Genomic DNA, 20,622 nt, shown 5'->3' on the forward strand with positions numbered 1-20,622 from the left:
GCCCCTGATCCACGATCGACGGCCCACCGTGCCCGGCGTGCCGCACCCGCGCCGGAGCGGGGCGGGCCCGTACGGTCGGCGCATGCTCTTCGGCCTGCCGGCGGCGCTGGCCGCCGCTCTGCTCACCGGGTCCGCCACCGTGCTCCAGGCGGTCGGGGCCCGCCGAGCCGCGGCCGGGCAGCGGCCCGGCGGGGCGGCCGCGCTGGCGGGGGCGTTCCGGCAGTGGCCGTTCCTCGCCGGGGTGGGGATGGACATGCTCGGGTTCGGCGCCGAGCTCCTCGCGCTGGACCGGCTACCGCTGTACGAGGTGGAGGCGGTGCTCGCGTCGGCGCTCGCGGTGACCGCCGTCGGCGCGGCCCGAGTGCTGGACGTGCGGCTGCGGCGCAGCGAGTGGGTCGGGGTGGCGGCGGTGTGCGCGGGGCTCTGCGTGCTCGCGGTCAGCGCGGGGCGCGACGGCCCCGGCCACGGCACCCCGGCGCTGCGGCTCGGGACGCTGATCTGCTCGGTGCTGCTGATCGGCGCGGGCTTGGCGGCCGTGCGGCTCGGCGGGAGTCGGCGGGCGCCGCTGCTGGGGCTGGTCGCCGGCCTGCAGTTCGGTGTGGTCGGCGTCGCCGTGCGGGTGCTGCCGGACGCCCGGTTCCCGGACCTGCTGACCGAACCGGCCGCCTACGCCATCGCGTTCGCCGGGCTGGGCGGGTTCGCGGCGCTGACCTGGGCGATGCAGAACGGGTCGGTCACGGCGGCGACGGCCGCCATGGTGCTCGGCGAGACGCTGGGCCCGGCCGTCGTCGGCGTGCTGCTGCTCGGCGACCACACCCGCCACGACCTCGAACCGCTCGCCGTCCTCGGCTTCGCGGCGGCGGTGTTCGGGGCGCTCACCCTGGCCCGCTTCGGGGACGCCGAACAGCCCGCCACCGCCGGGGCGGCGACCTGACGGCGTTACGGCGGACGGGCCGCACCCGATCACGGAGCGGTTCCGGTCCCGGCGGCAGCGGTTGTTCCGGCGGCCGGCCGGGTACCCCCGGGGGCGGGACTGGACGGGGCGGGGGCCACCGGCACGGAGGGGACGACCATGGCGCTCCACTGCGAACTGTGCGGCAGTCGCACCGACGGCGCCGAGCGGCTCGGCCGCTACTGCCCGGGCGAGTACTGCGGCACCGATCTGCGGGCCGGTCCGGACGCGGGTGTGCGGGCCTGGTGCGAACCGCCGCGCCGGTTCGGGACCGTCGGCGGCACGGTCCTCCTGGACCTGCTCGTGCACAACGCCGGGCCGCAGCCGGCCGGTTTCCGGCTCGACCCCGTCGAACCCCTCCGGGGGCGGCTGGACTTCGACCGGCGGGCCGTCGAGGAGCCGCTGTCCTCCGGCGCGACCCGCCGGATCGAGCTCCGGTACACGGTGCCGCTCGACCTGGTCGCGCTGGGCCCGGACATCGCCTCCCGGTTCGGCGTTCCCGGCGCCGGCGCGGCGGGGCGGGTGCAGGGCACGCCGCACGCCCGGATCGGGGTGGCGCTGCGGGTCGCCGCGGTGCCGGAGCGCCTGGGCGCGGCCTGCGCGGCGTTCGCGGTGGACGTGCCGGAACGCCCCGCGCCGCCCGGGCGACCCGCGCACCCCGAGCGTCCCGGGGCCGCCACCGACGGACGCCCGCGGGACGGGAGCAACACCGGGGAGCACCACGGCGAGCAGCCGCCCGGCCGGCGGCCGGGCGGCTGCGGGCCCCTGGCGCTCGCCGTCCTGGTGGTCCTCGTCGCCGGCTTCGTCGCGATCGCACTCATCCTCGTCCTCGGCGGGAGCCCCGGAACGACGTCGCCCCGCCCGGAGCCCGCGAAGGTCGGCCCACGGCCCACCGCCACCGATGGAAACCGTCTCTCACCCGCATCTTGACGTTGCGTCGGCTCCGCCGGGCGCCTCGGGATGCGACATGTCGGTGGAAGGTGCTTGCATACGGGGCATGTCTGACGATCTGCATGTCGATGGTGCCGGGACCCACCCCGGGGAGGTACCGGGGAGCCCGGGGGCCGGGACCTCGGAAGCCGCGGCCGACCGGCCCGCCTCCGTCCCCCCGGAGGCCGAGTTCGTCGAAGAGTGGGAGCTCTCCAAGGGCAGCCCGAAGCTGCCCGCATGGGCGGTCGGAGAGCGCGACGGCGACGCGCTCACCGGCCGGTGGCAGCTGTGGCGCACCGACGGGACGCCGTTGGAGGAGAGCGACTGGCGCGCCGGCAGGCGCCACGGCACGCTGCTGCGCCACCACGACGACGGCACCCTGGCCGTCCGTGCCGAGCACCGCGACGGCGTGCCGGTCACGGTCACCGGCCACCGCTGCGACCACCCGAGCAGCGACCCGTTCTCGTTCGACGGCCTGGACCCGGTCCTCCGTACCGTGGTCCAGGAGTACGACGAGCAGGGCATCCGGATCCGTCAGGCCTGCTTCGCCGCCGACGGCACCGAGGTGACCTTCGAGGGCGGGCCGGTACCGGAGCGTCCGGCCGGTGTGCCGGAGCCCGCCACCTTCTGGCCGGACGGCGAGTGGTCGGCGCCCCGCTGGCGGCAGGACGGCGTCCTCCAAGGCGTGGCCCGGCACTGGACGGGGGACGGCGCGGCGGACCGGCTCGTCTACAACCGCGACGGCAGGGAGATCGCCCGCTTCCCCCGGGGCGACGCCAAGGCCTCCCCGCTGATCGAGGCCGCCCGCGACGGCGACGCCGCGTCGGTCGAGCTGTGCCTGGAGGCGGGGCTCGGCGCCTCCCCGGGCGCGGCCCGGCACGCCGCCTTCGAGGGGCTTCCGGAGCTGGCGTTGCGGCTGCTGCGGTCGGAGCCGGCCGAGGCCGGGCAACTGGCCGAGATACGGACCCCGCCCGCGGTGCCGTCCACCGGCGTGCCCGAGGACGCGGTGTGGGTGGCGGGCCTGCTCGCGTTCGTCGACGGCGCGGTCGACGGGACGACCGGGGCGGCGGTCGGGACGTGGCGGCTGTGGGAGCAGGCGTGGGAGAGCACCTGCGACACGGAGGGACCGAGCTACTACGAGCCCGACAGCTTCTACCACGGCTACGAGGAGGCCGACTTCGCCGACGGCCGACAGGTGGAGCGCAGAAGGTACCTGAACTCCGGCAACCCGTACCGGCTGAAGCGCTACCGGCCGGACGGCACCCTGCTGTTGGATCGCGAGTACCAGGACGGGGTGCCCAGGCGCGAGCGCGAGTGGCCCGCGGACGGCAGCACCGTCCAGCGCCGGTTCCACGCCGACGGCGCCCTCCGTGCCGAACGCACCGAGCGGGACGGCGTCCTCGTCACCGAGCGCTGGTACGGCGCCGACGGCACCCGGACGGCGGACGTCACGCCCACCGACGTCACGGTCGACGGGGCGGCGGTCGAACGGTGGCGCGCCGTGGACGCGGCCGGGGCGGTCATCGCCGAGGGGTACGTCGAGCCCGGCATCCGCGGCGGCCCGGTCGGGGAATGGCACGTGTTCGACACCGGAACCGGAACCGCCGACACCGACGGCAACGGCAACACCGAGCCGGGAACCGTGACGTTCGACGGTCTCGACCTCGCCCGCGACGAGGACCTCGGCACGGCCGCCCGCGCCCTCCACACCTGGCGCACGGCGCCCGTGCCGAGCGAGCTGCACGGCGTCGAGGAGGTGCCGTGGGACGAGCTCGAAACCTTCTACGGCGACCCGGAGGATGTGCCGTTCCTGCTCAAGGGCCTGGCCGTCGACGACCCGGAGGCCTTCCACCTGGCCCTGGGACAGCTGTCCGACCTGCTGCTGCACCAGCACACCATCACGGCGGCCACCGGTCCGGCGTTCCGCTACATGGCGGCGCTGGTCGGCCGCGTCGACGATGCCGGACCCCGGCCCGCGCTGCTGGAGTTCCTGACCGACATCGCGACGCGTGACGGCGGCCTCGAAGCCGCCCGGGAACTCAAGCGCGTCCTCGCCGGTCTTCCCGCCGACGGCACCGACCCGGCCGAGCACTTCGCCGACCACGGCGCCGAGTCCGCCTACCACGAGGTCTACACCGTGCTCGCCGACACGGTTCCGACCTGGACCGGCCAGGCCGCCCACGAGCGACCCGGGATCCGCCGCCGGGCCGTCGTCCTGCTCGCCGCGGCGCCGGGCGAGGCGGCGGCGAGGGCCCTGCACGAGCGCCTCGCCGTCGAGCCCGAGCCCCGGATCCGCGCGGAGATCCTGCTCGGCCTGGCCCTGCACGAGGCCGGCCCCGACACCCTCCGGGCGCTGGAGCGGCACCTCGCCGACGACGATCCGCTGCTCCGCTTCTGTGCCGCCCTGACCTGGGTGCGCACCCACCGCTCCCCCGCCCGTCGCGGCGCCAGGCCGCTGGTCGAGGCGCTCCGCGGCGAGCTGGACGCCGCCGGCTTCGCCGACCTGCACCTCGGCGCGGGCGACCCGGCCACCGACGCGGCCACCGCTCTGGCGCTCCTGCCCTCCGAGCAGGCCGAACCCCTGCTGGCCGAGCTGTGCGCAGTCCTGGACGAGGTCACCGCCATCGCCGCCGTCTCCGTCGCCAACGCCCTGCTCGACATCGTCTTCCCGACCGAGGCCTACGACGACGGCGAGCCGCTCACGGGCGCGCAGCGCACCGTGATCCGCGCGATCGCCGACAGCACCAGGGCCTGGGAGTTCAAGCTCAACCTGTGCGAGGTGCTGGACGTCAACGGCCTGCCGCGCGAGGCCGACGAACTGCGGACCCTCGCCGACACCGCGCCCGCCGCCACGACCGGCGCGACGGGCGCGGAACCGGACGAAGCGCCGTAGCGCGGGTCCGAGCGCCTGTCCCGGGTGCGGCCCCGCTCCCGGGACGGGTGGCGGGCGGCCGCAGCGGGGCCGTCACCCCGTCCGCCAGGCGCCCACGATCCAGAAGACCGCGAACCCGGTCCACAGGATCATGAAGCCCCAGAGCAGCAGGGGTCCGCCGAACAGCGCCATGGAGCCGAGCATTCCGACCCCGAAGGCTACGAACAGCCAGCCGAAGTTGGGGAAGGCGATCAGGCCCGAGAGCCGTCCGCTCACCGCTCCCCACGCGCCCGCCGCCAGGATCAGGCAGCCCAGCGCGATCCACACCAGGACCCCGCTCTCCGAGGAGGGCGCGTAGGAGTGCGTGTGGCCGCGCACCTTCAGTGCCACCACCTCGTCGTGCCACAGCCGGACTTCGGCGGGGTCGCCCTCGCGGACCTCACCGTACGTCTCCGACGAGACGTCCAACCAAGCGATCCGGTCGGGCCACTCGACCTTCACCTCGTAGTACGGCGTGCACGAGGTACCGCCCACGCCACCACCGATCTCCGCACCGCCCGCGCCGCCGCCGTTGGAGGTGCAGTGCTCGCCCTTCCGGCGGTCGAGCACCGTGACCGCCCGGCGCCCCACGCACTCCGCCCCGTCGGCCCCTTTCCCCTCCTGGTTCCCGACCTCGCAGGCCGACGAGGCGCGGTACACCATGGTCGCCCGGTACCCTTCGGCGACCTCCTGACCGCAGAGAAGGACTCCCCACCCGGCCGCGAGGACGACCAGTCCGCGCAGCCAGCCGGGCAGCCAGCCGGGCAGCCGCCCGTCGTACCAACCCCGCCCGTACCCCCGGCTCTTCACACCCTCGTGATTCCCCACGGGCGAAGCCCGTATGCGGCGCGCGCGGAGGGTGAGGTCCTCCCCTCCGCAGCCCGGAGCCGCGACTACAGACGCTGCCGGTCGCCCGACTAGGCTGCCTCCGCGGATGATCACACCGAGGGGGCGGGATGCTGACGTACCAGGACCTGGCCGGACCGGAACGGCGGGTGTGGGACGCCTGCGCCACGGGCGCGGCGGTGGACCTGCGCAGCGGCGACCCGGCCGCGGACGATCCGGTCGGCGGAGCGGCCTGGGGCGACGCACGCACGGTGCGCGCCGAGGTGATCACGACCGCCCTGCTCGGCGGCGCCGGACCGGTCGGCCCGATCCGGACGCTGTACCTGATCGGCGCCCGCGTCGCCGGGCGCCTCGACCTGCGTGGGCTGGCTGCGGCCGGTGAACTCCGCCTCGAAGGCTGCCACTTCGAGGAGCAGGTGGTACTGCGGGACGCGACGCTGCGCTCCACCAGCCTGAGCCGCTGCCGGATACCCGGGCTGGACGGATGGCTGCTGAAGGTCGACGGCAACCTCTTCTTCGAGAACTCGGTCCTCGACGGGCGGCTGACCCTCACCCGGGCCCAGATCACCGGCGAACTGCGGCTCAGCGGCGCCCGGCTCACCGCCACCGAACTGCTCGGCGCCGACGGTGCCGGCGGTGCGGTCCCGGACCCGGCGCGCGCCCCGAGCGTCTGGGCGCTGTGGGCGGGCGGCCTGGTGATGGACGGCGGCTGCTTCGCCCGCGACGGGTTCCACGCCCGCGGCGGCCTACGGCTGGTCGGCGCCCGGTTCAACGGCGGGCTGTTCATGGAGCGGGCCCGGATCGACAGCCACGGCGGCGACGCGTTCACCGGCGACGACCTCACCGCCTCCACCCTCGTCCTCGCCGGCGGCTTCACCGCCAACGGCTCGGTCCGCCTCCCGGGCGCGGCGATCCGCAGCCGGCTCTCGCTCGACGCCGCCGTGCTGGACGGCTGCGGCGCGGTGGCCCTGGACGGAAACCGACTGACCGCCGGCGACCTCCGGCTCACCCCGGCCGCCCTCCCGATCGGCACGGTCGACCTCCAGGACGCGCAGACCGTCGTCCTGCACGACAACGAGCACAGCTGGCCGGCCGACACCCGCCTGGACGGCTTCACCTACACCTCCCTCCAGACCTCCACCCCCGCCCCCGAACCCGTCGCCCGCCGACTGGCCTGGCTGGCCGCGCTCCCCGGCTACTCCCCCCAGCCCTACGAGCAACTCGCCGCCTGGTACCGGAGGATCGGCCACGACGACGACGCCCGGCGGGTGCTCCTGGCGAAGCAGCGCCGTCGCCGCCGCACCCTGGGCGCGCCCGGCCGGCTCTGGGGCCGGCTGCTGGACGCCACCGTGGGCTACGGCTACCGCCCCTGGCAGGCCGGGCTGTGGCTGGCCGGCCTCGCCCTGCTGGGCACCCTGGTCTTCCGCCACGGCACGCCCCACGAGGTCAAGGCCGGCGAGAGCGTCCCGTTCAGCCCGCTCGTCTACACCCTCGACCTGCTGATCCCCATCGGCGGCCTCGGCCAGCGCACCGCCTGGTACTGGACCGGGGCCCAGCAGTGGTTCGGCTACTCCCTCATCGCCCTCGGATGGCTGCTCACGACGGCGGTCCTGGCGGGCATCAGCCGTACGCTGAACCGTAGTTGACCCGCCGCTGACCGAACACCGGGCCGCGGCCCCGACGGGTCACCCACCGGGGCCGCGGCCGTCGCGGTACGGCGCGGATCAGCCGTTCGCCGGACCGGCGGCCAGCACGCCGTTGACCAGGGTGCGCGCCTCCTCCTGGACCCGGGCGAGGTGCTCGGGGCCGTGGAAGGACTCGGCGTAGATCTTGTACACGTCCTCGGTGCCGGACGGACGGGCGGCGAACCAGGCGTTCTCGGTGCACACCTTGATGCCGCCGATGGCCGCGCCGTTGCCCGGGGCCTCGGTGAGCACGGCGGTGACCGGCTCGCCGGCGAGGTCGCCGGCCGTGACCTGCTCGGCCGACAGGCGGGACAGCAGCGCCTTCTGCTCGCGGTCCGCCGGGGCGTCGACGCGGGCGTAGGAGGGGGCGCCGAAGCGGTCGGTGAGGTCGCGGTAGTACTCGCTCGGGGTACGGCCGGTCACGGCGGTGATCTCGGCGGCGAGCAGGGCGAGCAGGATGCCGTCCTTGTCCGTGGTCCACACCCCGCCGTCGCGGCGCAGGAACGACGCGCCGGCCGACTCCTCGCCGCCGAAGGCGATCGAGCCCTCCAGCAGGCCGTCGACGAACCACTTGAAGCCGACCGGCACCTCGACCAGCTCGCGCTTGAGGTCGGCGGCGACCCGGTCGAGCATCGAGGAGGAGACCAGCGTCTTGCCGACGGCCGCGTCCGCCGGCCACTCGGCGCGGTGGCGGTAGAGGTAGTCGACGGCGACCGCCAGGTAGTGGTTGGGGTTCATCAGGCCGCCGTCCGGGGTGACGATGCCGTGCCGGTCGGCGTCGGCGTCGTTGCCGGTGGCGATGGCGTACTCGTCGCGGCGGGCGATCAGCGAGGCCATCGCGGCGGGCGAGGAGCAGTCCATCCGGATCTTGCCGTCCCAGTCCAGCGTCATGAAGCGCCAGGTCGGGTCGGTGGCCGGGTTGACCACGGTCAGGTCGAGGCGGTGGGTCTCGGCGATCCGGCCCCAGTAGGCGACGGACGCGCCGCCCAGCGGGTCGGCGCCGATCCGCAGGCCGGCCGCGCGGACCGCGTCCAGGTCGAGGACGGAGACCAGGTCCTCGGTGTAGGCGGTGAGGTAGTCGTGGCGGCCGGTGGTGGCCGCGGCCAGGGCGCGCGCGTACGGGACCCGCTTGACGCCGCGCAGGCCCTCGCGGATCAGGGCGTTGGCACGGTCCTGGATCCAGCCGGTGGCCTCCGAGCCGGCCGGGCCGCCGCTCGGCGGGTTGTACTTGAAGCCGCCGTCGCGGGGCGGGTTGTGCGAGGGGGTGACGACGATGCCGTCCGCGAGCGACTGCGGGCTGCGCCGGTTGTGGGTCAGGATCGCGTGCGACACGGCGGGGGTCGGGGTGTAGCCGTCGGCGCTGTCCAGCAGGACGGTCACGCCGTTCGCCGCCAGCACCTCGACCGCGGTGGCCCGGGCGGGCTCGGACAGCGCGTGGGTGTCGGCGCCGAGGAACAGCGGGCCGGTGATGCCCTGGGCCGCGCGGTACTCGCAGATCGCCTGGGTGGTGGCGGCGATGTGGTCCTCGTTGAACGCCGCGTCCAGCGAGGAGCCGCGGTGGCCCGAGGTGCCGAACGCGACCCGCTGGCCCGGCTCCTCCGGGTCCGGGTGCAGCGTGTAGTACGCCGTCACCAGCCGCGCCACGTCCACCAGGTCGCCCGGCTGCGCCGGCTGCCCGGCCCGTGCGTGTGCCATCGTCTACTCCCACTGGATTTCTCGCCGTGCGCCGGACCGCGGCCCGGCGCTTCCTTGCCCCGTGCTCACCGATCGTAGCCAGTGTGCGACCGGGCTCCGAACCGGGGCGGGCCGTCCGGGCCGGTGGCGCGGCATCGGCGGGGCGACGGCCCGGACCCGTGGACGACCGGACGGAGGATCGGACGGGGATCCGGCGGGGGATCAGGCGGGGAGCTGCTGCCGGTGGGATTCCAGGACGGGGGCGACGGTGGTGGCGAGGAACTCCGTCACGCGGTACTCGACCAGGCCCTCGACGGCGAACGGGTCGGTACTCACCAGCGCCTCGACCGCCGCCCGGTCCTCCCCCACCGCGAGGATGATGCCGCCGTCGCGCGGCACCTTGCGGCCGGAGGCGAGGAAGGCACCGGCCTCGTAGTGCCGGCCGAGCCACTCGACGTGGGCGGGCAGCAGAGCGTCGATGCGGTCGAGCGGTGCGGTGTAGGTCAGCTCCAGAACGAACATGCGGCCGAGCCTATCCGCTACCGGTCCGGTGCCGATCGGCTGCCCGCCGGGACGGAAGACGCACGCCGCCCCGGGCCGTGGTACGGCCCGGGGCGGTCCGAGGTGGGCGAGGATGGATTCGAACCACCACAGCCGAAGCGGGGGCTTTACAGGCCCTTGGGCTCTCCCAGGCCCAGCTCGCCCTCGGTTGTCGTTCCCTTGATCCCGACGACTCCACTCTCTCTCGATCAGCACAGCCGGACAACCGGGTTTCCGGCCACCGCGCCCGGCCGCCGACGCCCCGTCAGCCGACGCTTTCCGCTGGTCAGGGACATGGCGATGAAGTGTCGCGACTGTCCGGATCCTGTGCCCGCACCGGAGGTGGTGTAGACCGCCCCCGTCCCTGCCGCGGTGACGCCCGGGACGGAACGTCACCGAAGTGTTCAGGTCCGGCCTATTGCGCGTGTACGTGCTGACTGCGATACAACACTGCTCATATGACGATTGATCGGAGTTATCTGTAATGAGCAAGTCATCCCTGCCCCGTCGCAGCGTGATCGTCGGCGCGGCGGCCACCGTCATCGGCTGGAACACCGTCGGCCGTTCCTGGGCCGTGGAGACCCCGGGCGAGGCCGCCGCCGACGCCCCCGCCGAGGCGGCCGGAGCCTCCGCCGACGCCTCCCTCGCCACGCTGCCGCGGCTGGACGGGAGCATGGTCGCCGACACCGGGACGCTGGCCCGGTTCGGCGGGGACTTCGGGCACCTGGTGACGGCCGCGCCGCGCGCCGTACTGCGCCCGGGCTCGGTGCGCGACGTCGCCACGATGGTCGACTTCGCCCGCCGCCACCGCATCCCGGTCGCGATGAACGGCCAGAGCGGAACCGGCAGCGCCGCCGAGTTGGAGTCGCACTCCAGCTACGGCCAGGCCGCCGCGCCCGGCGGCGTCGCGATCGACGCCCGCGGGCTGAACCGGATCGTCCGGATCGCCCCCGGCCGCGCCGTGGTCGAGGCGGGCGTCACGTGGGCGCAGCTGACCGACGCCGCGCTCGCCCAGGGCTGGATGCCGCCCAGCCTGACGGACTACCTCCACCTGTCGGTCGGCGGCACGCTGAGCGTCGGCGGCATCGGCGGCGGCGTGCAGCGCTTCGGCTTCCAGGTGGACACGGTCGAGTCGGTGGACGTGGTCACCGGCACCGGTGAGCTGGTGACCGCCTCGGCGAGCGCCAACCGCGAGCTGTTCGAGGCCGTGCTGGGCGGCGGCGGCCAGGCCGGCATCATCGTCCGGGCCACCCTGCGCCTGGTGCGGGCCCGCGAGCGGGCGCTGGTGCTCAACCTGTTCTACGACGACCTGGCCGACTACCTCGCGGACCAGCGGAAGCTGATGCTGGAGCGGCGCTTCGACCTGCACGTCGGCGACGTCTCGCGCAACGCCGCCGGGACCGGCTGGCGGTACAAGGTGGAGGGCGTCGTCCACTACGACGGCGCCGCCGCGCCGGACCGGGCGAAGCTGGTGCGCGGCCTGCGCTGCGTGGCGGCCGACACGACGTTCGTCGACCAGACGGCGCGCGAGTACGCGTTCCGGGTGGACGCCTTCGCCGGGTACCTGAAGGGGGCCGGCCTCTGGTCGCAGCCCAAGCCGTGGCTGAGCCTGTTCCTGCCGGCCTCGACCACCGAAACGTTCATGCGCGAGGCCACCGCGATGCTGACGCCGGAGGACCTGGGCGCCGGCCTGCTGCTCTTCTACCCGTTCCGCACCGACGTGTTCACCCGCCCGATGACCGTGATGCCGAAGGAGCCGGTCGGCTTCCACTTCGATCTGCTGTCCTTCCCGTTCCCGGGCGCCGACCACGCCGCCGCGCTGCGGCGCAACCGCCGGCTGCACGACCTGGCGGTGCGGCTCGGCGGCAAGCGGTACCTGATCGGCGCGATCCCGGACGTGACGCCCGCCGAGTGGCGCCGCCACTACGGCACCCAGTGGGGGCGCGCGGTGGCCGCCAAGCACCGCTTCGACCCGGCCGGGATCCTGACACCGGGCCAGGGCATCCACTCCTGAGCCCGCCGACGTCCGGCCCGCCCCACGCCCGCCCCCGGGTGAGCGGCGGGCGGGCGTCGTACCGGCCGGTGCATGCCGACCGACCGGCGCCGGGCCGGCGGCTGCCGTCAATCCTCGCGTTACGGTGGGGTCATGAGCTACCGCCATCCCGCCCGCGAGCAGATCCGGATCGAACACGTCCTGACCGCTCTCGGCAACCCCGTCCGACTCTCCGCCGTCCGCGTCCTGGACGGCGGCGGGGAGCACAACTGCGGGAGCGTGCTCGCCGCGATCGGCATCACCGCCAAGTCGACGATGACCCACCACTGGCGGGTGCTGCGCGACAGCGGTGTCATCCACCAGCAGCCCTCGGGTCGCGAGAACCTCCTCCACCTGCGCCGCGAAGACCTCGACGCGCGCTACCCCGGCCTGCTCGACGCCGTGCTGTCCGGCGCCCGCGACGACGAACGGCAGGAGCCCGCCGCCGACTGACGCCGAACGGCCCGGGGCGGACGGTGGAAGGCCGTCCGCCCCGGGCCGTTCGCACGGTGGCCGGTCGCCGCGTCAGTACTGGGTGGTGACGGTGACGCCGCTGAAGGCGGTCTTGCCGTAGAGGGTGATGTAGCGGTAGCCGGCCGTGGTGTTGGTGACGGTCATGGTCTGGGTGGTGCCGCTGTTCGTGGAGGAGGCGGCGTAGTCCGTGGTGGAGGCCCAGCGGTCCGGGCTGTAGTAGAGGTGGGCGGTCCCGGTGCCGCCGGTGGTGGAGACGGTCAGCGTGGTGGTGCCGGCCGGCATGTAGATGTACATCTGGTCCGAGCTTCCGGCGTCGGCCGAGCGGCCGGTGCGGAAGCAGTTGTAGTCCATCTTCCGGGCGTCGGGGTCGGTGCAGGCCGCCGGTGCGGCCGGGGCGGTGACGGTGACGGTCCGGGTCGTGGTGGCCGTCTTGCCGTTGCTGTCGGTGACGGTGAGGGTGACGGTGTAGGTGCCGGCGGCACGGTAGGACTTCGCCGGGGAGGCCGCGGCACCGGTGGTGCCGTCGCCGAAGTTCCAGGCCCAGCCGGTGATGCTGCCCTTGCCTCCGGTCTCGGTGGACCGGTCGGTCAGCTGGACGTTCAGGTCCCGCACCGTGGCGTCGAAGGCCGCCTTCGGGGTGCCCGCGGTGAGGCAGGTGTCGGTGGCGCAGGTGTCGACCCACCTGGTGAAGTCGGCGTCGTAGGCGGTGCCGATGCCGTTGTAGTACGCGTAGGCGCGGGCGTAGTCGCCGGTGCGGAAGAGGCCGAGCATGGTCTGGACGACGCCCGGGAAGCGCTCGATCATGTAGCGGGCGGCCAGGTAGCCCCAGTGGTAGGTGCGGACCACGTCGCTGTTCAGGTACGTGCTCTGGAGCAGGGTGCTGAGCGCGTAGGTGTGCTTGGGGGCCAGGGCGACCGCGTTGACGTCGGTGACGCCGCGGTAGGTGTAGGAGACGTACTCGGCGACACCCTCGATCCACCACAGGTCGGGCACGCTGGTCTGCTGGTAGAAGTCACCCTTCATGTCGTAGCGGGCGTCCAGGACGTGGGCGTACTCGTGGTTGAGGTTCCAGATCCGGGCGGTGAAGCCGTTCTCGTTCGGATGCCGGTACATGAGGGAGACCGGCTGGTTGGCCGGGTCGCTCGGGGTCCCGGTCAGGGTGACCCCGCCGTTGTTGGTGTTCGCCTCGTACATCGCGCCGGCGTAGGTCTGGTAGTCGGCCTGGCTCGCGAAGACCACGAGCTGCACGGACGACTCGTACTGGCCGGGGATGGGGCCGTTGTCGCGGACGAGGCCGTGGAAGTACGCGTCCTCGCCCTTGAGGTCGGCGCAGACGGCGGCGAGTTCGGCCGCGGTGAGGTCCTGGGCCAGGACGGTGAGGGTGGCGTTGCAGGTCTGCCTGATCGGCAGCACGGCCTTGGTCAGCCGCTGCTTCAGGTCGCAGACGCCGTAGTAGGAGCACTGGTCCTTGTCGAAGAAGGCGGCCGCGTTGGCCGTGCCGACCCACAGCGGGGCGGTGGGGCCGGTCATCGACGAGCTGTCGAGCAGGGCCTTGGCCAGCGGGCGGATCCTGGCCTGGAGCGCCGGGTACTTGACGAACCGGGTCAGCTCGATGCCGGCGTTGGAGACCAGGAAGCCGGGGTAGGTTCCGAGCAGGTCGTGATGGGTGCGGGTGAACGCGTCGAGGGTGTCGACGATGCCCGGGTCCGCGGTCACCGCGTCGACGAAGGCCTTGTTCTCGTGCCCCCGGTCCAGCGCGCCGAGGGCGCTGTTGACGTACGTGAGCAGGTTCTTCGAGCCGTCGTACGCGCTGGTGTAGCCGTTCAGCACCTGCCGGTAGGTGTTCAGGTAGCGGCCCTGCTGCCCGGCGCTGTCGGTGAGGATGATGACGTCGTTGGCGACCTGGCCGTTCGCGTCGGTGACGTCCGCGGCGTGCGGGCCGGCCAGGAAGGCGTCGATGCCGCGCGTCACGGCGGCGGTCAGCGTCGCGTCGTAGGGGCCGACGTGCGCGAGGTCCTTGTCCTGCACGTAGTAGCCCGCGCGCAGGTACAGGACGACCTGCCAGGTGGCGGCCGAGTTGTCGCCGGGGTAGGAGGCGGCGGCGCTCTGGAAGGCGTCGGCCATCGTCGCCATCTGGCCCTGGCGGAACAGGGCCGAGGCGTACGGGCTCCCCGCGGTGTAGAACAGCGAGCCGATGCACTGGGGGGTCGAGGCCTTGACGTAGGACACCAGGGCGGCCCCGGTCCGGCCGGCGAAGTCGGCCGGGGTGCACGACTGGGCGGTGACCGGCTCCGCCGCGAGCGCGCGCGGTGCGGCCTTGGCCAGGCCCTGGTCCGCGCCGGTCTCCGCCGGCGCCGTGACGGACAGCGGGTTGACCAGCGGCAGCTGCGCGGCCGTGAGCGGACGGGACTGCGGCGCGCCCGGGCTCTCGGGATCGGCGAACGGGCTGCCGGGCACCTCCGAAGAGCTGCCGGAGGGCTGGTGCGTGTTCGATATGGCCGGTGCGGGAGTGGGGGCGGCGACTGCCAGGTTCGGGCCGGCGGCCATGCCGAGCAGAGTGGCACCTGCCGCGGCGACTGCGGACAGCAGTCTGGGCATGCGTGAGAGTGGACGCATCGTCATTCCTTCGTGGGGGAAGGGCATATGAACGCGCCTCGGGCGTGGGGGGAAGAGGCCGTCGAAGCGCGTGACGAACCGTCTCACACGACCGACCGCGCATCAATAGCCTGTGACATGTCACATGTGCATCGTTATTCAGCCGAGCTATTCAGTGAATTCACTTGATCACACCAAGTGATCACGAGCGCTCTCCGGGCCGGTTCGGTGCGCGGCGACGGTTGCGTTCCGCGGAACTCGCCCCCTCCTGGCCCGACCCCCGGGCGGTGCGACCGGCCGGGCGGCCTGCGGGGTGACCGGCCGGGTCCGGGGACGACGGACGGCCTGGGCCGGACGGTGGAAGCACCGTCCGGCCCAGGCCGCCCACGCGAGGGGCGGTCAACCCGACACGGCCATGGGGCAGTCGGGGGCAACGGCCGTGGCGGCGTCCGCGCGCGCCGGGCGCAGCGTCAGCGCGAACAGCAGGCCCAGCAGCATGCCCGCCGCCGTGAGCAGGACCACCAGGAACCCGCCGTCCGCCGTGGCGCGGGCCAGCCCCTCGCCGCTCAGCCCGTCGGTGCCCGCGTCGGCGACGGCGGTGAAGAGCGCGAGGCCGATCGCGTTGCCGAGGTTCATCGTGGTCGAGGCGGCGCCGCCGGCGATGCCCTGCTCATGGGCGGGGGTGCCGGCGGCCGCCGCGATCCACATGGCCGTCCAGACCACGCCCTGGCCCAGCCCGGAGACCACCAGCCCGGGCAGCAGCGCGAGGTAGCCGGCGTCCGCGTCGAACCCCGCGGCCAGCGCGGCGGTCCCGACGGCACCGACCGCGAACCCGCCGAGCAGGGTGGGCCGCAGGCCGGCCCGGGTGGTGAGCCGCTCGCCGAGCTGGGTGCCGGCGGCGATCGCGAGCGAGGGGGCGAGGAAGGCGAGTCCGCTCTGCAGCGCGCTGTAGCCGTGCACGCTCTGCAGCAGCACGGTGAGGAAGTACGGCAGGACGCCGAAGGTGGCCATGTAGAGGAAGGTGATCGCCGCACCGGCGCTCAGGCTGCGGTTGCGGAACAGCCGGAAGGGCATCAGCGGGTCGGCGCTGCGGGTCTCGATCACGGCGAAGGCGGCGAGCAGGACGAGCGAGGCGGCGAGGGCGCCGAGGATCCACGGGTCGGCCCAGCCGCGCTCGGGGCCCTCGACCAGCGCGAAGACCAGGAGGGTGGCGCCCGCCGTCACGGTCAGCGCCCCCGGCAGGTCGAAGCGGCGGCGCCCGGTCCGCGCGGGGTCGGGCGGGATGACGAACACGGCGGCGAGCGCGATGGCCCCGGCCAGCGGCACGTTGACGAAGAACACCGCCGGCCAGCCGAAGCCCTGCGTGAGCACGCCGCCGAGCAGCGCACCCAGGGTCAGCCCGCTGGCGCCCGCGCCGCCCCACACGGCAAGGGCGCGGTTGCGCCGCGGCCCCTCCTCGAACAGCGTGTTGACCAGCGAGAGGATCGACGGCAGCAGCAGCGCCCCGCCGATCCCCTGGACGACCCGGGCGGCCACGATGACCTCGGGCGACCGGGCCAGCCCACCGGCCAGCGAGGACAGCGCGTAGAGCACCAGCGCGCAGACGAACACCCGCCGCCGCCCGAGCAGATCGCAGGCGCGGCCCCCGAGCAGCAGGAAGCCCCCGGCGAAGACGACGTAGGCGCTGACCACGAGTTGTTGGGTCTGGCCGGGGAAGCCGAGGTCGGTGCCGATCTCGGGCAGGGCGACGAAGACGATGTTGAGGTCCAGGGCGAACACGGTCTGCCCCAGGGCCAGCAGGACCAGGGTCCAGCCCGGGCGGGCGGGCGCGATCGGTGTCACGGGCATGCGGAGGTGCTCCTCGATCTCGGTGAGACCATGACTGATGGTACGTATATTCACGTACGATTGCACAGTCAGGCAACACCGGTCCGCCCCGGCGCCAAGGCCGGCGCCACGGCCGGGCCGAAAGACCAAGTCAAGCAACCCGACGACGATTTGATTCGGTGTCACCCCCGCCGCCGGTGCACGGAGCTGCCCCCGTAGGAGGACGTACGGGGCGTACGGCGGGTGCGATCATGGGGCTGACGGCCCGGGGCCGCCGGGCGGGAAGGGGCGGGAACCATGACCATCGTTCAGGCTCGGACATCGCACCGGCGTGGCCGGCTGGGGAAGCGGCTCGCCGCCGTCGCCCTGGCCGGGGCCACCGTCGTCACAATCGCCCCGGCAGCGGTGGCGGCGGACGCCCCCGCCGCCGGAACCGGGTCCACTGTGGAAGGTCGCCCGCGCGTCGACGGACAGCAGGAGCTGCGGGACCTCGTGGACCACGGCGGGATGACCGCCGCGCTCGCGGAGATCCGCATCCCCGGCCGCTCCCCGTGGCGGGGCGCCGCCGGGACCGCCGACCTGGCCACCGGGCAGCCGGCCGGGTCGGACGGCCGGTTCCGAATCGGCAGCGTGACCAAGACCTTCGTGTCGACGGTCGTCCTCCAGCTGGTCGGCGAGGGCCGACTCCGGCTGGACGACCCTGTCGAGCGCCACCTGCCGGGCGTCGTGCCGAACGGCGGGGCGATCACCGTCCGGCAGCTCCTCAACCACACCAGCGGCCTGTTCAACTACACGGACGACGAGCGCTTCCAGGTCCGCACCGAGGCTGACCTCCAGGACTTCGTGTACGGGACGTGGCGCTATCGGGACTACCAGCCGCAGCAGTTGGCCGCGGTCTCCGCCGAGCACCCGCCGTACTTCGCGCCCGGGCAGAGCTGGCACTACTCCAACACCAACTACGTCCTCGCCGGAATGATCGTCCGGAAGGTCACCGGGCACACCTGGCAGCACGAGGTCGAGCGCCGGATCGTCCGGCCCCTGCACCTGGACGACACACTGTTCCCGGGCTCCGAGACCGGCTTCGGCGGCCCCCACGCCCACGCGTACGTCGACATGCCGACAAGCCCCGCCGACATCACCCGGCTCAACCCCAGCCTCGTGGACGCGGCCGGCAACGGCATCTCCACCACGTCCGACCTCGACCGCTTTCACGCCGCGCTGTTCGGCGGCAAGCTGCTGCGCCCGGCCGAGATGGCCGCCCTGACGAACACCGTGCCGACCACGATCGGGGGCGGCCGGTACGGACTCGGCGTGCTCCGGCTCGACCTGGGCCCGGGCTGCGAGCCGGCCTGGGGCCACGACGGCAGCCTCGCCGGCTGGAGCACCCTGCTGCTCGGCAGCCGCGACGGGCGCCGCCAGTTCGCCCTTTCGCACAACCCGTTCCTGGGCAGGGATACCTCCGCGAGCAACGAGGCCATCGGCTCGCTGGTGGCCAAGACGCTGTGCGACCCGGCGGCGGACGCGGGCGCCCTCGCGGCCGCGCCCGCGCTCCCGCCCCTCCCCCTCACCGGCCCGGACCTCCGCTGAGGCTCCGCCCTCCCCGGATGTCCCCACGACCGTCGCCCGGCCCTGGGGACGTCCGGGGAAGGATCTCGAAGCCGCCCGGAACCCGCCTCAGTTCGCGGTCGGCGGGTCGGGCCGGTACCCGTCGTAGTCGTTCCACCCCGCCGACCGGGCGAGTTGCTCCCAGGACGGCCGGCTCCCGTCGGTCGCCTGCCGGAGGAGTTCGCCCTGCATCGTGAACGGCGGTGCCTTCCGGGGATTTTCGAGCGCCTGGCCGACGATGGCGTCGTGCAGCACCGCCGCCGTGTGCAGGCGCGGCAGCGTCCGGTGGACGCGGTCCGCGTAGCCGGGCGGGAGCCTGTCCGGGCCGCCGCCCAGGTCGAAGCCCGCGCCGAGGGCGACGAGGGCGATCTCCGGGCGCTTGCGCTCGGCGACCTCGCGGTCCATGTGCAGCACGATCGCGTCCCACACCACCTCCGTGCGGTCCGCCGCCACGCCCTCCCCCTCCAGGAAGCGGACGGCGAGGTCGGCGCCGTCCAGTTCGAACCGCTGGTCGCCGTTCCCCTCCGCGCTGAGCCCGCAGTCGTGCAGGACGCAGCCCAGGAAGAGGAGTTCGTCGTCGTAGTCGTGGTCCGGCCGCAGTCCGCGGCGCTCGCCGAGGAGGCGTCCGTAGAGGTAGGTCCGCACGCTGTGGTGGGCCAGCGCGGGCGGGAGCAGACTCCGCGCGAACGCCAGGGTGTGCCGCGCGAGATCCGTGCCGGGGAGCGCCAGTTCGTCGTTCACGAGGTGGTGGTCCGTTCTCCTGCCGTCAGCGACAGGTAGGCGAGCGCGAGGAGCGCCAGTCCGGCGGCGACCACGTACATCGTGGTCGCCCCCGGGCCGGCGGTCAGGCCGCCGATCAGGGTACCGGTGCCGATGCCGATGTAGATGGCGGAGGAGTTCAGTGCCACCACCAGCGGCGCCTCCCCCGGCGCGGCGGCGATCAGGCGGTGCTGCTGCGGGGGCGTCTGGCACCAACTGCCCGCTCCCCAGGCCACCATGAGCAGTCCGACCAGCGCCGGCGCGTGCGTGCCGGTCGCGGCGAGGGCACCGAGGCCGGCGAGTCCGGCGGCCATCACGACGTAGCCCGCGGTCAGCACCCGCACGCCGCCGAGGCGGTCGGTGGCGAGCCCGGCCGCGAGGTTGCCGAGGATCGCGCCGACGCCGTAGAGGCCGAGCGCCCACGCCGTGTCGCGGGCCGTCAGGCCGACCGCCGCCAGCGCCGGCACGCTGTACGCGTACACCGTGTACGCCGCCGCCATGCCGAGCACGGTCAACGGCAGGATCGCCCGCACCGCCGGGCGGCGCAGCACCGCGAGGCGTTCGCGCAGTGGAACGCGCGGGTCGCCCGGCAGGTACGGCAGCAGCACGGCGACCGCCCCGGCCACCAGCAGGGCCAGCCCCGCCACCGCGCCGAGCGCCCAGCGCCATCCCGTCCACTGGCCGGCCAGGCCGCCCAGTGGCACGCCGAGCGCGGTCGCCACGGTCAGCCCGCCCACCACCACGGCCAGCGCCCGGGCCCGCCGCTGCGGGCGGACCAGGAAGGCGGCGACGGCGCCCGCGTTGGGCGTGAACGCCGCGGCGGCCGCCGCGGCGGCCACCCGGGAGGCGAGCAGCACGGCGAAGTCGGGTGCGAGGGCGGAGGCGAGGTTGGCGAGCGCGAGACCGACGAGCGCGCCGACCAGCAGTCGGCGGCGGGGCAGCCGGGCGGCCAGGGTGGCGAGCACCGGTGAGAGCAGCGCGTACGAGGCGGCGAAGACGGTGACGGCCTGCCCGGCGGTGGCCGTCGGGACGCCGAGGTCAGCGGCGAGTTCGGGCAGGAAGCCGGCGACCACGAAGGCGTCGGTGCCGACCGCGAAGGTGCCGAGCGCCAGCGCCGGGACGGCGCCGAGCACGTCCCGCCCGGGCACCTCGCCCGGCGTCTTGGCCTTCTTCGATCCGCTTAACGAGACATTGAACATCCCGATTCCCCTCCACAGGAAGGCCCGGCCGCTCGGCCGGGCCGGTCGTCGATGTGCCGTCAGGACCCGAGGCGCTCGTGGTAGCGGCGGATCCGGTCCGGAGCGCCGGGCGGACTCACGGCGAGCAGGTCGGCGATCGTCTGCGCCGCCAGCTCCCGCCGCCAGGCGAGTTCGGCACGCCGCATCGCCCCGGCGACCCCGCACGGCTTCGCGAACTCCCCGCCCACCGCCTCCACGCCCGCACCGCGCTGCCGGATCTCGGTGCAGCGGAACGCCTCGGTCGCCCCTTCGACGGCCGCGACGACATCCATCAGCGTGATCCGCTCGGGTGCCCGCCCCAGCCGGTACCCCCCGCGCGCCCCCGCCACCGAGACCAGCACGCCGGCCTTGACCAGCGGCTGCAGCCGCTTCTTGAGATACACCGGCGGCAGCTCGAAGATCTCCGCCAACCGCCCGGCGGGAATCGGCGCCTGCTCATCGAGCCACGCCAGCGCCAGACAGCAGTGCAGACCCCACTCCACGCCTTCACCCATCAGCACAATCGGGATACTACATATCTCGATATCCCCCGTCACCCCGTGCCCGCCCGCTCC

General features: G+C 74.2%; 15 protein-coding genes and 1 tRNA gene. 7 read left to right on the forward strand and 9 right to left on the reverse strand.

Annotated features, from left to right (window positions below):
• The first annotated feature begins 82 nt into the window (after positions 1–82).
• From ACFU9E_RS12280 to ACFU9E_RS12290, 3 genes are all read left to right on the forward strand, one after another.
• A complete protein-coding gene (locus ACFU9E_RS12280) occupies positions 83–934 on the forward strand; it encodes a hypothetical protein (protein ID WP_380686541.1) in 852 nt (283 codons plus the stop codon).
• A 138-nt stretch (positions 935–1,072) separates the two neighbouring features.
• On the forward strand, positions 1,073–1,882 hold the full coding sequence (locus tag ACFU9E_RS12285; protein ID WP_380714956.1) for a hypothetical protein: 810 nt from the start codon (positions 1,073–1,075) through the stop codon (positions 1,880–1,882).
• Between the two features lie 67 nt (positions 1,883–1,949).
• Positions 1,950–4,775: a hypothetical protein gene (locus tag ACFU9E_RS12290; RefSeq protein WP_380686702.1), complete on the forward strand. Its 2,826-nt coding sequence runs from the start codon at positions 1,950–1,952 to the stop codon at positions 4,773–4,775.
• 72 nt (positions 4,776–4,847) lie between these two features.
• On the opposite strand, the gene ACFU9E_RS12295 is transcribed toward ACFU9E_RS12290, so the two are convergent.
• Positions 4,848–5,603 (reverse strand): hypothetical protein, encoded by a 756-nt coding sequence (locus ACFU9E_RS12295; RefSeq protein WP_380686699.1) that lies wholly within the window; start codon positions 5,601–5,603, stop codon positions 4,848–4,850.
• Between the two features lie 146 nt (positions 5,604–5,749).
• On the opposite strand from ACFU9E_RS12295, the gene ACFU9E_RS12300 reads away from it, so the two are divergent.
• Entirely contained in the window at positions 5,750–7,285 is a 1,536-nt protein-coding gene (locus ACFU9E_RS12300) for an oxidoreductase (protein WP_380686697.1), read from the forward strand.
• A gap of 78 nt (positions 7,286–7,363) precedes the next feature.
• Here the strand turns inward: ACFU9E_RS12300 and pgm are convergent, their stop codons facing one another.
• The 3 genes from pgm to ACFU9E_RS12315 all read right to left on the reverse strand — a co-directional run bounded on the left by pgm (position 7,364) and on the right by ACFU9E_RS12315 (position 9,703).
• Entirely contained in the window at positions 7,364–9,019 is a 1,656-nt protein-coding gene (pgm, locus tag ACFU9E_RS12305) for a phosphoglucomutase (alpha-D-glucose-1,6-bisphosphate-dependent) (protein WP_380686695.1), read from the reverse strand.
• Between the two features lie 201 nt (positions 9,020–9,220).
• Positions 9,221–9,520 carry a YciI family protein gene (locus tag ACFU9E_RS12310; protein ID WP_380686693.1) on the reverse strand — a complete coding sequence of 100 codons (300 nt, stop codon included), beginning with the start codon at positions 9,518–9,520 and terminating at the stop codon, positions 9,221–9,223.
• A 103-nt stretch (positions 9,521–9,623) separates the two neighbouring features.
• Positions 9,624–9,703, reverse strand: a tRNA-Tyr gene (locus ACFU9E_RS12315).
• A 319-nt stretch (positions 9,704–10,022) separates the two neighbouring features.
• On the opposite strand from ACFU9E_RS12315, the gene ACFU9E_RS12320 reads away from it, so the two are divergent.
• Both ACFU9E_RS12320 and ACFU9E_RS12325 read left to right on the forward strand, forming a co-directional pair.
• The gene (locus tag ACFU9E_RS12320; protein ID WP_380689975.1) at positions 10,023–11,552 is read left to right on the forward strand and encodes an FAD-binding protein; all 1,530 of its coding nucleotides are present in this window, start codon (positions 10,023–10,025) and stop codon (positions 11,550–11,552) included.
• A gap of 132 nt (positions 11,553–11,684) precedes the next feature.
• Positions 11,685–12,023 (forward strand): ArsR/SmtB family transcription factor, encoded by a 339-nt coding sequence (locus ACFU9E_RS12325; RefSeq protein WP_380689977.1) that lies wholly within the window; start codon positions 11,685–11,687, stop codon positions 12,021–12,023.
• Between the two features lie 72 nt (positions 12,024–12,095).
• On the opposite strand, the gene ACFU9E_RS12330 is transcribed toward ACFU9E_RS12325, so the two are convergent.
• Together ACFU9E_RS12330 and ACFU9E_RS12335 are read right to left on the reverse strand one after the other, a co-directional pair.
• A complete protein-coding gene (locus ACFU9E_RS12330) occupies positions 12,096–14,642 on the reverse strand; it encodes a collagenase (RefSeq protein WP_380689753.1) in 2,547 nt (848 codons plus the stop codon).
• 396 nt (positions 14,643–15,038) lie between these two features.
• The gene (locus ACFU9E_RS12335; protein ID WP_380688571.1) at positions 15,039–16,487 is read right to left on the reverse strand and encodes an MFS transporter; all 1,449 of its coding nucleotides are present in this window, start codon (positions 16,485–16,487) and stop codon (positions 15,039–15,041) included.
• 276 nt (positions 16,488–16,763) lie between these two features.
• On the opposite strand from ACFU9E_RS12335, the gene ACFU9E_RS12340 reads away from it, so the two are divergent.
• Entirely contained in the window at positions 16,764–18,053 is a 1,290-nt protein-coding gene (locus ACFU9E_RS12340; RefSeq protein WP_380688568.1) for a serine hydrolase domain-containing protein, read from the forward strand.
• 87 nt (positions 18,054–18,140) lie between these two features.
• On the opposite strand, the gene ACFU9E_RS12345 is transcribed toward ACFU9E_RS12340, so the two are convergent.
• Genes ACFU9E_RS12345 through ACFU9E_RS12355 form a run of 3 tightly spaced genes read right to left on the reverse strand, consistent with a single transcriptional unit; the run spans position 18,141 to position 20,562 of the window.
• The gene (locus tag ACFU9E_RS12345) at positions 18,141–18,812 is read right to left on the reverse strand and encodes an HD domain-containing protein (protein WP_380688566.1); all 672 of its coding nucleotides are present in this window, start codon (positions 18,810–18,812) and stop codon (positions 18,141–18,143) included.
• Positions 18,809–20,029, reverse strand: coding sequence for an MFS transporter (locus ACFU9E_RS12350; RefSeq protein ID WP_380714958.1), 1,221 nt, complete (start codon positions 20,027–20,029; stop codon positions 18,809–18,811). The genes ACFU9E_RS12345 and ACFU9E_RS12350 overlap by 4 nt, the downstream gene beginning before the upstream one ends.
• Positions 20,030–20,088: 59 nt before the next feature.
• The gene (locus tag ACFU9E_RS12355) at positions 20,089–20,562 is read right to left on the reverse strand and encodes an Rrf2 family transcriptional regulator (RefSeq protein WP_355359905.1); all 474 of its coding nucleotides are present in this window, start codon (positions 20,560–20,562) and stop codon (positions 20,089–20,091) included.
• Positions 20,563–20,622: the final 60 nt, after the last annotated feature.

The organism is Kitasatospora sp. NPDC057595 (assembly GCF_042800875.1).
GTDB lineage: Bacteria > Actinomycetota > Actinomycetes > Streptomycetales > Streptomycetaceae > Kitasatospora.

Bases quoted from the DNA above. Each gene is read 5' to 3' on its own strand.
- ACFU9E_RS12320 (WP_380689975.1), top strand. From the start codon at position 10,023: ATGAGCAAGTCATCCCTGCCCCGTCGCAGCGTGATCGTCGGCGCGGCG.
- ACFU9E_RS12285 (WP_380714956.1), top strand. From the start codon at position 1,073: ATGGCGCTCCACTGCGAACTGTGCGGCAGTCGCACCGACGGCGCCGAG.
- ACFU9E_RS12325 (WP_380689977.1), top strand. From the start codon at position 11,685: ATGAGCTACCGCCATCCCGCCCGCGAGCAGATCCGGATCGAACACGTC.
- ACFU9E_RS12350 (WP_380714958.1), bottom strand. From the start codon at position 20,029: ATGTTCAATGTCTCGTTAAGCGGATCGAAGAAGGCCAAGACGCCGGGC.
- ACFU9E_RS12310 (WP_380686693.1), bottom strand. From the start codon at position 9,520: ATGTTCGTTCTGGAGCTGACCTACACCGCACCGCTCGACCGCATCGAC.
- ACFU9E_RS12290 (WP_380686702.1), top strand. From the start codon at position 1,950: ATGTCTGACGATCTGCATGTCGATGGTGCCGGGACCCACCCCGGGGAG.
- pgm (WP_380686695.1), bottom strand. From the start codon at position 9,019: ATGGCACACGCACGGGCCGGGCAGCCGGCGCAGCCGGGCGACCTGGTG.
- ACFU9E_RS12300 (WP_380686697.1), top strand. From the start codon at position 5,750: ATGCTGACGTACCAGGACCTGGCCGGACCGGAACGGCGGGTGTGGGAC.
- ACFU9E_RS12340 (WP_380688568.1), top strand. From the start codon at position 16,764: ATGACCATCGTTCAGGCTCGGACATCGCACCGGCGTGGCCGGCTGGGG.
- ACFU9E_RS12280 (WP_380686541.1), top strand. From the start codon at position 83: ATGCTCTTCGGCCTGCCGGCGGCGCTGGCCGCCGCTCTGCTCACCGGG.
- ACFU9E_RS12355 (WP_355359905.1), bottom strand. From the start codon at position 20,562: ATGGGTGAAGGCGTGGAGTGGGGTCTGCACTGCTGTCTGGCGCTGGCG.
- ACFU9E_RS12330 (WP_380689753.1), bottom strand. From the start codon at position 14,642: ATGCCCAGACTGCTGTCCGCAGTCGCCGCGGCAGGTGCCACTCTGCTC.
- ACFU9E_RS12335 (WP_380688571.1), bottom strand. From the start codon at position 16,487: ATGCCCGTGACACCGATCGCGCCCGCCCGCCCGGGCTGGACCCTGGTC.